14 protein-coding genes and 1 riboswitch are annotated in these 16,109 nt (G+C 31.4%); of the genes, 11 read left to right on the forward strand and 3 right to left on the reverse strand.

Annotation, left to right across the window (positions count from 1 at the left end):
• Positions 1-225 precede the first annotated feature (225 nt).
• The 3 genes from EKQ63_RS14035 (at position 226) to EKQ63_RS14045 (ending at position 5,949) form a co-directional block, all read left to right on the forward strand.
• Positions 226-2,013 carry a PAS domain-containing sensor histidine kinase gene (locus tag EKQ63_RS14035; protein WP_142940706.1) on the forward strand — a complete coding sequence of 596 codons (1,788 nt, stop codon included), beginning with the start codon at positions 226-228 and terminating at the stop codon, positions 2,011-2,013.
• Between the two features lie 231 nt (positions 2,014-2,244).
• Positions 2,245-4,371: a peptidoglycan D,D-transpeptidase FtsI family protein gene (locus EKQ63_RS14040; RefSeq protein WP_087953589.1), complete on the forward strand. Its 2,127-nt coding sequence runs from the start codon at positions 2,245-2,247 to the stop codon at positions 4,369-4,371.
• Between the two features lie 399 nt (positions 4,372-4,770).
• On the forward strand, positions 4,771-5,949 hold the full coding sequence (locus EKQ63_RS14045; protein WP_087953588.1) for a macrolide family glycosyltransferase: 1,179 nt from the start codon (positions 4,771-4,773) through the stop codon (positions 5,947-5,949).
• 49 nt (positions 5,950-5,998) lie between these two features.
• On the opposite strand, the gene EKQ63_RS14050 is transcribed toward EKQ63_RS14045, so the two are convergent.
• Positions 5,999-6,679, reverse strand: coding sequence for an aspartate/glutamate racemase family protein (locus EKQ63_RS14050; protein ID WP_087953587.1), 681 nt, complete (start codon positions 6,677-6,679; stop codon positions 5,999-6,001).
• Between the two features lie 153 nt (positions 6,680-6,832).
• A riboswitch (SAM riboswitch) is annotated at positions 6,833-6,948 on the forward strand.
• Between the two features lie 139 nt (positions 6,949-7,087).
• Here EKQ63_RS14050 and EKQ63_RS14055 point away from each other — a divergent pair.
• The 4 genes from EKQ63_RS14055 (at position 7,088) to EKQ63_RS14070 (ending at position 10,383) form a co-directional block, all read left to right on the forward strand.
• Positions 7,088-7,636: an ECF-type riboflavin transporter substrate-binding protein gene (locus EKQ63_RS14055; RefSeq protein ID WP_001038197.1), complete on the forward strand. Its 549-nt coding sequence runs from the start codon at positions 7,088-7,090 to the stop codon at positions 7,634-7,636.
• A gap of 10 nt (positions 7,637-7,646) precedes the next feature.
• On the forward strand, positions 7,647-9,347 hold the full coding sequence (locus tag EKQ63_RS14060; protein ID WP_087953586.1) for an ABC transporter ATP-binding protein: 1,701 nt from the start codon (positions 7,647-7,649) through the stop codon (positions 9,345-9,347).
• Entirely contained in the window at positions 9,340-10,140 is an 801-nt protein-coding gene (locus EKQ63_RS14065) for an energy-coupling factor transporter transmembrane component T family protein (RefSeq protein ID WP_140168769.1), read from the forward strand. The genes EKQ63_RS14060 and EKQ63_RS14065 overlap by 8 nt, the downstream gene beginning before the upstream one ends.
• 135 nt (positions 10,141-10,275) lie before the next feature.
• Positions 10,276-10,383, forward strand: coding sequence for a YjcZ family sporulation protein (locus tag EKQ63_RS14070; protein ID WP_000120182.1), 108 nt, complete (start codon positions 10,276-10,278; stop codon positions 10,381-10,383).
• A 92-nt stretch (positions 10,384-10,475) separates the two neighbouring features.
• Here the strand turns inward: EKQ63_RS14070 and EKQ63_RS14075 are convergent, their stop codons facing one another.
• Both EKQ63_RS14075 and EKQ63_RS14080 read right to left on the reverse strand, forming a co-directional pair.
• Entirely contained in the window at positions 10,476-11,744 is a 1,269-nt protein-coding gene (locus tag EKQ63_RS14075) for a sensor histidine kinase (RefSeq protein ID WP_087997309.1), read from the reverse strand.
• An 88-nt stretch (positions 11,745-11,832) separates the two neighbouring features.
• Positions 11,833-12,714: a protein kinase family protein gene (locus tag EKQ63_RS14080; protein ID WP_087953583.1), complete on the reverse strand. Its 882-nt coding sequence runs from the start codon at positions 12,712-12,714 to the stop codon at positions 11,833-11,835.
• A 127-nt stretch (positions 12,715-12,841) separates the two neighbouring features.
• Between EKQ63_RS14080 and EKQ63_RS14085 the strand changes: the two genes are divergently transcribed.
• The 4 genes from EKQ63_RS14085 (at position 12,842) to EKQ63_RS14100 (ending at position 16,082) form a co-directional block, all read left to right on the forward strand.
• Entirely contained in the window at positions 12,842-13,351 is a 510-nt protein-coding gene (locus EKQ63_RS14085; RefSeq protein WP_087953582.1) for a GrpB family protein, read from the forward strand.
• 104 nt (positions 13,352-13,455) lie between these two features.
• Complete coding sequence (locus EKQ63_RS14090) at positions 13,456-13,986, forward strand: hypothetical protein (protein WP_087997308.1); 531 nt, start codon at positions 13,456-13,458, stop codon at positions 13,984-13,986.
• Positions 13,987-13,998: 12 nt separating this feature from the next.
• On the forward strand, positions 13,999-14,670 hold the full coding sequence (locus EKQ63_RS14095) for a response regulator transcription factor (RefSeq protein WP_087953580.1): 672 nt from the start codon (positions 13,999-14,001) through the stop codon (positions 14,668-14,670).
• Positions 14,667-16,082, forward strand: coding sequence for a HAMP domain-containing sensor histidine kinase (locus EKQ63_RS14100; RefSeq protein WP_087953579.1), 1,416 nt, complete (start codon positions 14,667-14,669; stop codon positions 16,080-16,082). Before EKQ63_RS14095 ends, EKQ63_RS14100 begins: the two co-directional genes overlap by 4 nt.
• Positions 16,083-16,109: the final 27 nt, after the last annotated feature.

The following is a 16,109-nucleotide window of genomic DNA, read 5'->3' on the forward strand; positions in this document are numbered from 1 at the left end:
ACAAAGAAAATCATGATTGGATCGGATAATAGTCAATCGGAGATGAATAAAACTTACTGATTAGAGTTTCAATGTGGACAGATATTCTTTTCTGATTTTAATTGAAAAATAAAATTTGTTCGAATAATTATTCTTCAGCTATATACCTACAGGCACATTCTTCGTATAATGGAGAAGTATGAATTTTAAATTTGTATGAATTTTACATATTGAGGTGAAAAAGGAATGAATGCGCGGCTAATGGAACTTATTGATGTGAGTACAATAGAAACCATGGCAGAACAATTTTATCAATTAACCAACATATCACATCAACTTCTTGATGCTGAAAAAGAATGTATATTTTCATTTGGAATAAATGAAAAGAAAATATGTAAACTTCCCAAAATTGAAATCCCCATTTTTTTATACAATCAATATTTAGGATCTTTTGTTGTATGGTCTCAGAAAAGCGAAATTTTCAATTGCCAAAAATACTTTGAAATGCTTTCAAATTTAATTATAGATGGAGTAATGAAAGGATTTCAAAATAAAAATACAACGTTACTTACTCGAAAAGAGGAGGAACTACATACAATCTTACAAAACATGCCTGTTATGGTTGATGCACTCGATTATAATGGAGATTTTGTTTTGTGGAATCGCGAATGTGAAATTGTGACAGGCTATACTGCCGAAGAGATAATTGGAAATCCAAACGCACTTCGATTACTGTATCCGGATCATGATTATCGTCACGAGATACAAAAGAAATTTTTGACTCGCGGAAAGAACTTTAGAGATTGGGAAATGCGCTTAACATGTAAAAATGGTGAAATTAAAACAATAATGTGGTCCAATATATCAGAGCAGTTTCCTGTAAATGGATTTAGTTATTGGGCTGTTGGTGTAGATATTACACATTTAAAAGCAATAGAAGAGAAATTAATACAACAAACGTCTGAATTAGAATTAATTTTTCAAGCTTTACCAGATTTATGTTTCTTAACAGAAGATGATGGAACAATTATTGATTATAAAGCAGGATCCCCTACAAAATTTTACGTACCCGCAGAAGCTTTTATGGGAAAAAAGTTTTACGAAGTATTACCATCTTCAGTAGCACAAAAATTTCAAGAAGCAATTTATCAAGTGAAAGAAAAAGGAACAAATGCAATTGTTGAATATCCGCTTACAATTAATGAAAGTATCGATTTCTTTGAAGCTAGATGTTTACCGTTATTACATGATAAAATTATGATTATTGTACGGGATATTACAGAGCGGAAAAAGACAGAAGAATTGCTAAATAAATCAGATACACTTGCAGCAATCGGTCAATTAGCAGCTGGTGTAGCTCACGAAGTTAGGAATCCATTAACAGTCATTAAAGGGTTTATACAGCTATTCCAAATTAATAAAGAAGATCAAGAAAAATATTTTGATCTAATGCTTTCTGAAATTGAAAGAATAGAAGCGATTCTTCAAGAATTTTTGTCGATTGCTAAAACAGACGAAATAAGTACCGAAAAGAAAAATATTTATCAAATATTTAAAAATGTCGTCTCATTAATGAATACAAAAGCAATTATGACAAATATTCAAGTTGAATTATATGCAGATTCTAAAGAGATAATTATTGAATGCTCAGAAAATCAACTGAAACAAGTATTTATTAACATTTTGCAAAATTCAATCGAAGCTATGCCTGATGGTGGAAGAATTTCAATTCACATTAAAGAAATTGGTAAAGATGGTATCATTATTAGTGTAATTGATAAAGGAATAGGAATACCTGAAGAAAGAATTAAAAGATTAGGTGAACCTTTTTATAGTACGAAAGAAAAAGGTACCGGTATTGGATTAATGTTAAGTTATAAAATTATTGAAAGTCATCAAGGGAAAATAAGTATTATGAGTGAGGTAGGTGTCGGAACAACAGTAACTATTTACTTACCGAAAGTGCAAAGTAAACAATCTATTTCGAATTGTGACGATCAATGTATAGCAATACGCACTAGTAGTAATTCTTAAGTCCTTTAATACCCAATAACAAAGCGATTAGTGAAAGCTAAGTTTTGTTATTGGGTATTTTTATATTTAATTTAGTAATCTTTACCTTTTCTTTACCTTTGTTTTAATTTCTATTAAGTTTTAAGCATTATATTAATATTTGTATAAAGAAATGTATGGAGATTGTACATTTTTTTTAATATAGAAATGTGATTATTATTTGGAATATTGTAAGGGGGAGAATATAACGAGGTGAAAAAACAAGAGAAGAAAAATGGTAGGGTAGTATCTCTTCGGCTAAATATATTATTCTTTTGTGTATTTTTATTATTTTCTGGCATCATTATTCAGTTAGGGAAAGTGCAAATCTTTGATGGAGAAACATATAAAAATGAAGTAGAGAAGAGAGAAAATGCAACTGTGGGCCTTTCTGTACCACGTGGGAAAATATTTGATCGTGAAGGAAATCCAGTAGTTGATAATAAATCTTTACGTACGATTACATATACAAAGGTGAAAGGTGTAAAACAAGAAGAAATATTAAAAACAGCAAGACAACTTGCAGACATAATAGAAATGCCACAAGACGATATAGATAAGTTAACAGAGACTGATAAGAAAGACTTTTGGATGCAATTAAATCCAAAACTTACTCAAGACTTAGTATCAAAAAAAGAAATAGATAAGTTTCGAGATAAGGATATTACCGGAAAAGATCTAGACAAAAAAATAGAAGATTTAAAAAGGAAACGCGTTACAGATAAAAATCTTCAAGAACTAACGGCTAAAGATATAGAAGTGTTAGCTATTAAAAGTAAAATGACTTCAGGTTTTCAAATGGCACCTCAAATTATTAAAAAGGACGTTAGTGAACAGGAGTATGCGGTGATTAGTGAAAATTTAGCGAACCTTCCAGGGGTAGACGCATCAGTTGATTGGGAGAGAATCTATGTAAATGATGGTCTATTCCGTTCTGTTCTTGGTAACGTTTCAAATGCTGATGAAGGATTGCCACGTGAAAGATTAGAATATTATTTAGTGCGTGATTATAGCCGAAATGATAGGGTCGGCAAAAGTTATATCGAACAGCAATACGAAGATGTACTTCATGGTACAAAAAAAGAAGTAAGAAGCATTGCTGATAAACAAGGAAATACTATTAGAACGGAAACTGTTACTGAAGGGAAAAGCGGTAAAAATTTAACTTTAACAATAGATATGGAATTACAAAAAAAAGTAGAGGAGAGCATAGAAAAAATATTAAAGGCATATAAAGGGTCTGAATCTATGTTGGATCGTGCTTTCGTTGTAATGATGAATCCGAAAAATGGACAAGTATTATCAATGGCAGGGAAAAGGCTTGTAGAAAAAGAAGGGAAAATGGAGGTTGAAGATTATGCTTTAGGAACGATGACAAGTTCATATGAGCTTGGGTCAACAGTTAAAGGGGCAACAGTATTAACTGGATTTGAAACGAAAGCAATAACACCAGGTACTTATTTTTATGATGCACCTATGAAGTTTAAAGGAACTAGAGAGAAAAAATCTTGGAAAGCGTTTGGAAATATAGATGATCTAAGAGCTTTACAAGTTTCTTCTAACGTCTATATGTTTAACACAGCATTAAAAATTGCAGGTGTAGATTATGTGAAAAATAGCTCGTTAAATATTAAACAGGAAAGTTTTGATAAAATGAGATATTATTTCAGGCAATTTGGATTAGGTGTTCCAACGGGCATTGATTTACCAAATGAAACAGCTGGACAAATTGGTAAAAAAGATAATCAACCTGGTTTCTTACTAGACTACTCAATCGGTCAGTATGATACGTATACACCGCTTCAGCTTGTACAGTATATTTCGACTATCGCAAACGGTGGTTTTCGTATGAAACCACAAATTGTTCAAGAAATTAGAGAACAGACTGTTCAAAAAGATGAAATTGGTAAAGTGGTGCATTCAATAGAACCAATCGTTTTAAATAAGATAGATATGAAAGAGGAATATATAAATCAAGTAAAAGAAGGATTTAGAAGGGTATTCCAAGAAGGTGATGGAACGGGAGTAAGGGCGTTCCAAAAAGCTTCGTATAAACCAGCTGGTAAAACAGGTACTGCACAGACTGTATACGGTGGAGAAAATGATATTGGAAGAAATGAAAAGGGCGATCGAAGAGACTGCTATAACTTAACATTAGCAGGATATGCGCCATATGATGATCCAGAAGTAGCATTTTCTGTTGTAGTACCGTGGGTTATAAATGATAAATCGGGCATTAACTCCGATATTGGAAAAGAAGTTCTAGATGCTTATTTTGATTTGAAAAATAAGCGATTAACTGGTGAAGCGCCAAAAACAGATGATTCTAAAGAGAATTAACATGTACGAAACGTCTCTAGCATTCCTGTAAACTAGAGGCGTTTTACATAGGAACGGATTAGAAAAGAGGTATATATGAAGCAATTTATTCTAAAAGAAATGGTATTTCGTCCATTTGATCATATAAAATGGATGAAATAATTCTATTAACTATTCACGTTTTATAAAAAAAATCATATATTAATTGCATAGGACAAGCAGAAAAGCTTGTTCTAACCTCACAGAACACTCCTTATCACGGTTAGGCATCTACATGGGTAGATGCTTTTTTTATGTTGATGACTGAGAATTATTTATCAACAGAATGTAGCAAGCATATTAGGACTATTAGGAGAAGATTACTTGTACAAATAACAGTATGCTGAATTAAAAAAGTGAAATGTAAGGAGTGAGAAATAAGTGCTAAATATTTTAGTGGTTAATTTTCCGGCAGAGGGACATGTGAATCCTACATTAAGTTTAGTCAAAGCCTTTACTGAACGGGGTGATCACGTCCATTATATTACTACAGAACACTTTAAAGACAGAATTGAAGATTTGGGAGCTAATGTATATACCCATCCAGATTTATTAAAGGAGATTTCTATTGATACTGAAACTTCAAATGGGCTGGACTCTTTCTTTCATGTACATGTTCAAACCTCTTTATATATATTAGAAATTACGAAAGAATTATGTGAAAGCATAAATTTTGATTGCGTAATTTATGATATATTTGGCGCTGGAGAGTTAGTAAAGGAGTATTTGCAAGTTCCAGGTGTAGTTTCTTCTCCTATATTTTTAATTCCTACTGAATTTTTGGAGACATTACCTTTTCATCCAAATGCAGAAATGCCATTCCAACCTGATGAAATTTCTGAACAGTTACTATATCGAATAGAACATGAATTTGGGGTGAAGCCTAAAAATAATCTTCAATTTATGCATAACAAAGGAGATATTACCCTCGTGTACACAAGTCGTTACTTCCAACCTAATAGTGATTCTTTCAGAGAAAATAATATTTTTATTGGGCCGAGTATTTCAAGTCGTAAAACAAATGTAGAGTTTCCACTTGAATTGCTTAAAGATAAGAAAGTTATTTACATTTCAATGGGGACACTCCTTGAAGGACTCGAACCATTCTTTAATACATGTATTGATGCTTTCTCAGATTTTGATGGGTTAGTTGTAATGGCAATTGGTGATAGAAATGATCGTTCTAAAATTAAGAAGGCGCCAAACAATTTTATAATTGCTTCATACGTACCCCAAACAGAAGTATTAAGTGAAGCAGATATTTTTATTACACATGGCGGTATGAATAGCGTACACGATGCTATTCATTTTAATGTTCCATTTGTTATAATTCCACATGATAAAGACCAGCCAATGATAGCACAAAGATTAACCGAACTGGAAGCAGCAAATCGGTTATTGAAAGAGCATGTTAATGTGCAAACGTTAAGAGAAGCGGTAACAGACGTTCTTTCAAATGAAAAGTATAAGCATGGAATACGAAAATTGAAAGATAGTTTTTTAGATTGTGGTGGTTCAAATGAAGCAATTACAATGATTACATCTCTTTTAAATAAATAGTGTGGGTCATATAAAAGCATAGAGGTGGCACCTTTATGCTTTTATATGATTATCCAGCAAACTGCACAGCAGTATTTGCATGTAAAAAAGTAGTATCAAAAACAGGAACAGTAAGATCGTTTTGGGAAATGAGCAATGGTATTTCGGTGCAACCTAGTAGTATACCTTCTGCGCCATTTTGAATTAATGACTTTGTAATTTGTAATAGCTTTTCTTTTGATACTTCTGAAATAATTCCTTTACTTAATTCATTTAAAATAACATGATGAATAAAATTTCTTGCCTCTTTATTTGGGATGATTGTTTCAATGTTATAATTTGCTAAACGTGATTTATAGAAGTCTTGTTCCATTGTTTGTTTCGTACCTAATAGTCCAATACGCTTTATATTATGTTCTACCATTTTCTTTGCACTTACATCACCAATGTGGAGGAGTGGAATGGATATTGCTTGCTCTACTTCTTCAGCAAATAGATGTACTGTATTGGAACACATTAATAAACATTCAGCCCCAGACTTTTCAACCTTTTTTGCAACGGTAACTAATTCGTTTTTCACTTCTTCATATTGATGATTTTGTAATAAATTAGTTACTTCACCGAAGTCCATGCTATATAAAACAAGCTTTGCATTTTGATCATATTGAGAGAGTGTAAGTGTATTTATATGTTTATAGTATAACGATGTAGATTCCCAACTTAGCCCACCAATTAAACCGATTACTTTCATCGTATATTCCTCCCGTAACTATTTTGAGTTCATTATTTCATAATTCCGATGAGAATACAATGATTTAAATGAATCATTTAGCAAAAAATAAAAATAATTAGAAAAGTATTGTAATTTATGTTTCTTAGTGCCATAATACGAATTACAAATTAATACTTATCCAGAGAGGTGGAGGGAACGGCCCTATGAAACCTCAGCAACCCCTATATAAATGTATAGGAAGGTGCTAATTCCGCAGAGAACACGATGTGTTTTTTGGAAGATAAGAGGATTCTTGAATGTGAAAGAAAATGACCTCTTATGTAAGAGGTCATTTTTTGTTGTATAGAAAGGGAGTGTCGATGCATAATTCATTTTGAAAATAAATATAGAGTAATAAAAGTTGACTATTAAGAGAGGGGAATTGTAATGAACAAATTATCAACAAAATTAGTAGTGGCAATCGGAATTGGAGCAGCACTATATGGGATATTAGGACTATGGGGATTTTCTATTGCACCAAATACATTTATTAAACCTGCGTTAGCTATTTTAACCATTTTTGGAGCGTTATTTGGCCCAGTGGCAGGACTGTTAATAGGACTTATCGGTCATACCGTAACAGATACAATTGCTGGCTGGGGTATTTGGTGGGGATGGGTTTTTAGTTCAGGTATTATCGGCTTTGCAATGGGGCTTATTCAAAAAAGAGTTGGCTTTAGTGTGAAAAACGGGACATATAATAAAGGAGATATTTCTTATTTAGCTATTACTGGGTTAATTGGTATCGTCATTGCTATTATATTTGCTGGGGCATTCGATATTATTGTGATGGGAGAACCGTTTGACAAAATTGTTATACAAGTATTAGGTGCAACAATTGCTGATGTTATTGTATTTTTAGTTCTTGGATTGCCAATTACAATAGGATTAGCTAAATCTAATAAGAAACATACACATTTAAAAATTGAAAAGTAGGGATGTTAACATGCAACCAATTATTTCTTTTGAACAATTCAACTTTCAATATAAGCATGCAGCGCAGCCTACTGTTAAAGACGTTACATTTCATATATATCCTGGGGAAAAAGTGTTGATTGCTGGGCGAAGTGGTTCAGGGAAATCGACATTAGCTCATTGTATAAATGGGCTAATCCCATTTTCTTATGAAGGGACTAGTACTGGTACTATTTTAATTGACGGAAAAGACCCGAGGAAAGGAAGTATTTTTGAACAGAGTAAACAGGTTGGAACAATTTTGCAAGATCAAGATGCACAATTTATTGGTCTTACAGTAGAGGAAGATGTAGCTTTTTATTTAGAAAATGAATGCGTAAATGAAGATGATATGAAAAAGATTGTTTCGGAATCATTAAAAAAGGTAAAGATGCATAATTTTCATAAACAAAGTCCACATGAGTTATCAGGAGGGCAAAAACAAACTGTTTCTTTAGCAGGTCTGTTAACGACAAATGCTAATATATTATTGTTTGATGAACCGTTAGCGAATTTAGATCCAGCTAGTAGCTTACATACAATAGAACTTATTAAAGATATACATAAACAATGTAATAAAACAATTGTAATTATTGAACATCGAATAGAAGAAATGTTAAATCTGGATTTAGATAAAATTATTTTAATGGAGGAAGGGGAAATCGTTGAGATAGGAACACCAGAAGAGATTTTGGCCTCAAATATATTACCATCTATTGGCTTAAGGGAACCCATGTACTTGGAAGGATTAAAGAGATTGCATTTTGATAGTAATAATGACGTAATATACCCATTTGAAAATCTTCAAAGAGAAAATGTTAGTGGTGTAATAAATGAGTGGATGGAGAAGCAAACTTTTTGTAAAGATACTCCTACAAAAAAAGAATTATTGAAAGTAGAGAATTTGTCATTCTCATATCCTAATAAACAAAAAGTATTAGACAATGTAAATTTCTCTCTATATAAAGGGGAAATAGTAGCACTCTTAGGTCATAATGGTGCTGGAAAATCAACATTAGCTCATAGTCTTATAGGGATAAACAAAACAAAAAATGATAGAATTTTAATTGATGGAGTAAATATCAATTCTTGGTCTATTCGTAAACGTGGTGAGGTTATATCTTATGTGATGCAAAATCCAAATCATATGATTACACAAGCTACTGTAATGGAAGAGATTTCATTTCCATTACAATTAAAAAATTTTTCGAAGGAAGAAATTAAGCTTAGAGCAGAGGAAACATTAAAAATTTGTGGCTTGTATCCATTTCGAAATTGGCCAATTCAGGCATTAAGTTATGGTCAAAAAAAGAGATTAACGATTGCATCTGTACTAGCAATAAATCCAAAACTTATCATATTAGATGAACCGACAGCGGGACAAGATTATTATCATTATAAACAATTTATGACGTTTATTAGAAAACTAGCTGTGAAGGGAATATCCTTTATTTTTATCACACACGATATGAATCTCGCATTAGAATATGCAGACAGAGCAATAGTTCTACATGAAGGAGAAATTATTGCGAATAATCCCGCGTCTATTGTATTAGGACATCCAGAAACATTAAAAAGAGCGAACTTAAAGGAGAGCTCTTTATTTAAACTCGTTAAATTTAGTGGTATTACAAATCCTGAAAGATTTATGAAACTTTATTTTGATGATATTAGGAGGGAGGAAGGTGTATAATACATATTTTCATCGCATGGACGAGGCAGTGAAATTGTTGTTATTTATTTTTTGTATGACACTTACTTTTTTATTTTTTGATTTTCGCATATTGCTATTCGTATTTATGATTGGATGTATCGGACTTCTAGTTGCTAAAATTCCATTTCGTAAAATTTTTATTGTTTTTACTGTTATATTCACATTTAGTTTATTAAATTCTGTCATGATTTTATTTATTACACCAACCCATGGATCTGAATTAACTGGATCGTATACTTCATTTGTGTATATTGGATATGCAACAATTACATACGAAACCTTATTTTATGCAGCTACACTTTCGTTAAAGTATTTTACGTTATTACCATTTACACTTATTTTTATTTATACGACTGATCCAAGCAAATTTGTGAGTAGCTTAAGTAAATTTCGAATTCATTATAAAATTACTTATGCGATAAATATTGCATTACGTTATATACCTGATATACAGTCCGAATATAAAGTTATTAAAAATGCCCAAGAGGCGAGAGGAGTAGCTTTTGAAAAAGGAGAAGCAAGTTTGTGGATTCGAATACAAAACCGTGTCTTAATTTTCTGGCCTTTAATTATTCATTCTTTAGAGAGAATTGATACAGTTTCAAACGCAATGGATTTAAGAGGATTTGGAAAGAAGGATACACGTACGTGGTTCTATACAAATAAAGCGAAAAGCGGAGATTTCATTGCTTTATTTGTAGGTGTTTTTATTTTAATTGCTGCAGTATATTTAAAGTTACATGTATTTCAAAATTTTTGGTATCCATTTTAAAGCACTCTCAAATGAGTGCTTTTACTTATTTTTATATAGACATGCTCAAAAAAGGGATACTTACATAATGTATAATACGAACCAGTTAAAATGATCAACTACCTATTAGTTTTCAAACCAAAAGGAGGAGAAAGAATGAGTTACGGTGGTTCTTGTGGTTTTGGTGGAGGTTTCGCTTTATTAGTTGTGTTATTTATTTTATTAATTATCGTTGGATGCAGCTGCTGGGGCGGAGGGTACTAATTTTTAATTAGTCTCCACAAATGTAAACTAAAAAAACATAGAAGATACTTATGTATCGAAACAAATAAAAAAGGAGCATAATTGCTCCTTTTTTATTTGTTGTTAGATGCGTTTGTATTACATTTCGGGAATGTAATTGTCAAAGTAGTACCTTTATTCATAACGCTTCGGATTTTCAAATTACCTTGCATCGTTTCAAGGATCTTAACAGCAACCATTGTACCTAAACCTGTACCTTTCGTTTTTGTACTAAAATACGGTTCGCCAAATCGATTTATTTGCTCTTGTGACATACCAATTCCGCTATCTTCAATTCGTATGATAACTTTATTATTACTAATAGAAGAGGAGATATTTAAAGTGCCACCATTAGGCATTGCTTCAATACCATTTTTTATTAAGTTTAAAAAACATTGCTGAAAGTGCTGCTTATTACCAACTATTGTTGCATTGGAGAAATCTTTCGTAATATGTACCGTATTCATATTACATAAGGGCACTATCATATTAATAACTCTATTTAACTCTTGTTCGACTGAAATATGATCTAATTTTTCTGGAGCAGGTTTGGCAAATGTTAAATAGTCATCAATAATTTCTTGAGCACGATTTAATTCTTCAAGTATATGGTCAATATATTTATCTCTCGATTCAGGAGTCAAATTGGATGTTTTCAAAAGTTGTGTAAATCCTTTTACGACAGTTAAAGGGTTTCTTACTTCATGTGATATACTAGCAGCGAGTTGGCTAACAATCTCCATTTTCTCCATTTTAATTAATTTTGATCGCATACATACTGCATCTTTTATAACTTCATTTATATAAACAATAAATAGCATCAGAGTAGTCGGTAATATTATGAAGTAAATAATATACAAATTATTTACTTCAAAATCTGATAAAGTTAATACAATTACAGTTGTAAATATTGCTAGGAAAAAGGTTAAAAACATGGAAAAAGCTACTTTTATTTTTCTATTATATGTATTAAATTTTGCGGATGCGAATGCTGTAATGATAAACATTATGCCATAAACTAGCATTGTTAACATGCTAAATCCATAAAATGAAAATCTTATAATTAATAAAATAGCAAACAATGTTATACCGACAGGAAAGCCACCATAAAGTGTACCTATTATAACCGGTATTTGTCTTAAATCATGAATACAACTTTCATCCATATAGATAGGATAACGCATACATAAAATAAGAGGGATACTCGTACAAAGTATAATAAGTAGTTTTTTATATTTCTTCACATAGCGCCCGCTATCATATATAAAATAAAAAATAAATATACTACTTAAAATGTATAAAAGATTATTTAACACGTGTTGATTGATATACACAAAGTTCATAATATTTGCCTCGTTATTTTTAATTTCCTTTTTATATATATTATCATGATAATAGTATAAACTATATATTTGTTTGAATAATATAGATTTATATCTTTTTAGTATTTAACACGTTTACCCACTCTTCATAAAATTCTTCAACTGATGCATATCGTTCGGCTCGATTTTCATTTACTGCACGATACGCTATTTCATATAAATCCCTACTTGCTTCCCATTTTGTAAAGGAGCGATCTTTTCCACCACCTAAAATTGTGAAAGCCATTGCACCCATATTAAATACATTTGTTCTCGCATCAATCATAGCGTTTAGCTCAAATTCTTCAGGAGACATAAAACGTGAGGAACCCCATAATCTTCCCATTTTATTTACGTATGGTTTTTTAGAATATAAATCAATATCACAAATTTTCGTTTCATTTGTATTAAAATTATATATAATACTACCGTCATAAAAATCTATCGCTACATAGTTTTTCTTTTCGACATATGTATGGAAAGAAAAAATGGAATTTAAGGATTGAACACGTTTTCTAACAGGTAAATGCTTAAATTTATAAAATGGAGAGTTTGGATTTTTATATTTTTCAGGAGGCGGGAAACTCCAGTGCGAATGAAGACATTCACCATCAAACCAATCGAAAATTAGTACATATCCAGATTGAACTGGAAAGTGTTCAAGTAGTTTTATAAGCGAGTTGTGTTTTAATTCCTCGTATAGGGAAACTGAATTTTTTAACCGTTCAATAGCGTCATTTATTGTTCCTTCGTATGCAATTGTTTGTGCCCCTGCGTATTTAATGAATTTTTTATGGCCATTTTTTTCAACACCAAAACTTATATTACCTGAATCTTGCTGGTCAAAAACTGCAAATACGGTTCCTAATTTCAAGAGCCAATCAAAATTATGATGTTCTTTTAATTGGAATGTTATTTGATTTAATTGAATTTCAACTGGTTTAGCTTCCATAATATACCTCGCATTTATTATAATTAAGTTGTATATTTCAGTATTCGACATATTTTATAAAAATCCTATGTGAATCACATGAAACTTTATAAATATAATAATAAATAATTATAAGAAGGTGGATAGAGTGGAACAACAAATCGTTATTAAACCATATGAAAAAGATTGGCATGAAGAGTATGTAAAAGAAAAAGAGAAATTTATTTCTTTATTCGGAGGAGATTGTATTGCTATTGAACATATAGGGAGCACATCTGTACAAGGTTTAGGAGCGAAACCTTTAATTGATATGATGATTGGCGTAACAGATTTGCAAATTATCGAAAAGTGGATTGATGATCTATTAAAAATTGGATATGAGTATGTTCCAAAAGAAATCCCTAATTGGCGTTTTTTTAGAAAGGGAAAATGGAGAGCGGGCACTCATCATTTACATGTTTATATATATAATAGTGACGAATGGAAAAACAATCTTTTATTTCGAGACTTTCTAATAAAGCATGAATGGGCACGTAAAGAATATAGAGAACTAAAAGAGAGACTTGCAGCTACATATCCTTTTGATCGTGTTTCTTATACAAATGCAAAAGCACCGTTTATTCAAAAAATAATAAAGGAAGCAAAAAGAATTAATTGATCTTGAAATTCTCATTTTATTTTAATCTTTCTTTCATGTTCCTTTCTTTTTTATTTGATATTCTGCTTGTTACAGAAGCTTTTTAAGAAAGGAGCTTTAATAAAATGGAAAAGCTACTAAGAAATAAATCTTTTCACATGTCTGTAAAAATCATAGGCTTTACTATTATTTTTTGCAGTGTAGCATTGTTGCTTATTAATGTAATATACGGCAACGTAGTAAATCTTAAAGGGTTAAATAAGAAATTAGGTTCTTTCGGTGAGTATGGGGCAATTTTAGCTGCATCGTTATGGTTTTTACGTCATGTATGGTTATTTTTTAAAAAGAAAAATATAATTGGGGTTAAATTGATAAAAGACTTATATTTGTTCATTAAAGAATTTCACGTATTCATTGGATATACTGTATTAGCTGTCTCAATTACTCACGGTGTTTATTTTTTATTAAAAGGAAGTCGACATATACTTATATTTTATAGTGGTATATTCTCCCTATTTATTTTAATTATACTGGGTGTCATTGGATTTTTCTTACAGAAACATAATAAAAAAACAAACTTGATATTGTATAGAAAAGCACATCAAATCATTGCATTGATATTTGGGTTAGGATTACTCATTCATTTAACTTTATAGGAGGAATTACGGTTGCAACACATATTAATCATTGAAGATGAAGAAAATTTAGCTGATTTTTTAGAGTTAGAACTAAAGTATGAAGGATATAAAGTCGATATACAGTTTGATGGGCGGAAGGGTTTAGAAGCTGCACTTGAAACAAATTATGACCTTATTCTATTGGATTTAATGTTACCAGGATTAAATGGAATAGAAGTGTGTCGTAGATTAAGGGCAACTAAAAATACACCGATTATTATGCTGACTGCACGTGATAGTATTATGGACCGGGTGACAGGTTTAGATAGTGGAGCCGATGATTATCTTCCGAAACCATTTGCAATTGAAGAGCTGTTAGCACGTATGAGAGTTATATTTAGACGAGAAGAACATATAGAAAACAAACATTCATCTCTTACCTTCAAAGATTTACAGCTCCAGATTGAATCTCGAACTATTACAAAAGGAAATGAAGAAATTGAACTTACAAATAAAGAATTTGAACTCTTGCTTATGTTTATGAAAAATATTAATAGAGTACTTACCCGTGATGTTTTATTAAATCAAGTATGGGGATATGATGCAATGGTTGAGACGAATATCGTTGATGTATACGTTCGTTATTTACGTAACAAGTTACATAGTGTAGATAAGGAGGAATATATCCAAACGGTCCGCGGTGCTGGATATATAATGAAATGATTAAAAATATTTTGCATCGAATTCGAAATCTACCTATAAAGTGGAAATTAACACTTTGGTCCACTACACTAGTATTTATTTTATTCATTTTATATAGCGCTTTGCAGTTTATTGTAATTAATAAGTGGACTATAGATTATGAACAGAAACAAATAAATAGGCAAGTGACAGAAGTAGCGGCATATTTCCAAGATAAAAGTGATACCCTTTCGAGTAAAACGTTTGAAAACAGGAAAGATTTTTTAAATAATATGATTGATAAGCATCAAATGATTCGTATTATCGGTATGGACGGGAAACCAATTGTTACTGTTTCTCGAGAGTTTAATGAATCGTGGATAAAACCAAAACAAGTTACACATGAGGAATTATTTATAAAAAGACATGTAGAAGATCGCATATTAGTTAAGCGTATACCAATTCAAACAAAAGAGTTCACTGGTACAATTGAACTTACGAAAAACTTAGAGGCTTTCGATCATTTATTAAAAATTATTCTAGTGGTAATGGTTATTGCCGGAATATGTGGATTAATCTTTAGTTTTTTAGGTGGGCTACTAATCACGAAAAAACTATTATCAAGCGTTCAAAATATAACGGATACGATGAAACGTATAAAGAAAAACGGTCTAAATGAACGGGTTCCAGTACGTGAAAATAATGATGAACTTGCAAAATTATCGTTTCTTTTTAACGAAATGATGGATGAGGTAGAAACTTCTTTTACACAACAGAAACAGTTTGTAGAAGACGCATCCCATGAACTGAGAACACCACTAACAATTATTCAAGGACACTTGTCTATGTTAAATCGATGGGGGAAAAATGATCCAGCAGTTTTAGATAAATCGCTCCAATCCAGTTTAAAGGAAGTCGATCGTTTAAATAAGTTAGTTTTAGAATTGCTAGAACTATCAAGGGCTGAATCAGAACAGATGCATGCAATCGCAGCAGATCCAGTCCATGTAAATAGTATATTAAAACAAGTTACACAAAATTTTACTGTACTTCAAACTGAATTTCAATTTGATACGAAACTGGATGGAGATGCAGCATATGTTTCAATACCATCATCTTACTTAGAACAAATTATTATTATCGTAATGGATAACGCAGTGAAGTATACAAAAGAAGATAATCGATATATTTGTATTGAATCTAGTGTGCAGTCAGGAAAAGTTAACATTCGTATTATAGATCATGGACCGGGAATACCCGAAGCTGATTTGCCTTTTGTTCTTAACCGCTTTTATCGAGTAGACAAAGCAAGAAGTCGAAAACAAGGTGGAAACGGTCTAGGTTTATCTATTGCTAAACGACTTATAGAGAAATATAACGGAACTATTCAAATAGAGAGTAAAGAAGCCGAAGGAACAATAGTTACGATTACACTGCCTACCGTTTCACTTTAATAATTCAAAAAGAAGGGATGTTTTGTG

The organism is Bacillus sp. BD59S (assembly GCF_007363175.1).
GTDB lineage: Bacteria > Bacillota > Bacilli > Bacillales > Bacillaceae_G > Bacillus_A > Bacillus_A pacificus.

Excerpts from the sequence above, each read along its gene's own strand:
- EKQ63_RS14100 (WP_087953579.1), top strand. The coding sequence starts at position 14,667 with ATGATTAAAAATATTTTGCATCGAATTCGAAATCTACCTATAAAGTGG.
- EKQ63_RS14090 (WP_087997308.1), top strand. The coding sequence starts at position 13,456 with ATGGAAAAGCTACTAAGAAATAAATCTTTTCACATGTCTGTAAAAATC.
- EKQ63_RS14055 (WP_001038197.1), top strand. The coding sequence starts at position 7,088 with ATGAACAAATTATCAACAAAATTAGTAGTGGCAATCGGAATTGGAGCA.
- EKQ63_RS14080 (WP_087953583.1), bottom strand. The coding sequence starts at position 12,714 with ATGGAAGCTAAACCAGTTGAAATTCAATTAAATCAAATAACATTCCAA.
- EKQ63_RS14050 (WP_087953587.1), bottom strand. The coding sequence starts at position 6,679 with ATGAAAGTAATCGGTTTAATTGGTGGGCTAAGTTGGGAATCTACATCG.
- EKQ63_RS14070 (WP_000120182.1), top strand. The coding sequence starts at position 10,276 with ATGAGTTACGGTGGTTCTTGTGGTTTTGGTGGAGGTTTCGCTTTATTA.
- EKQ63_RS14075 (WP_087997309.1), bottom strand. The coding sequence starts at position 11,744 with ATGAACTTTGTGTATATCAATCAACACGTGTTAAATAATCTTTTATAC.
- EKQ63_RS14060 (WP_087953586.1), top strand. The coding sequence starts at position 7,647 with ATGCAACCAATTATTTCTTTTGAACAATTCAACTTTCAATATAAGCAT.
- EKQ63_RS14035 (WP_142940706.1), top strand. The coding sequence starts at position 226 with ATGAATGCGCGGCTAATGGAACTTATTGATGTGAGTACAATAGAAACC.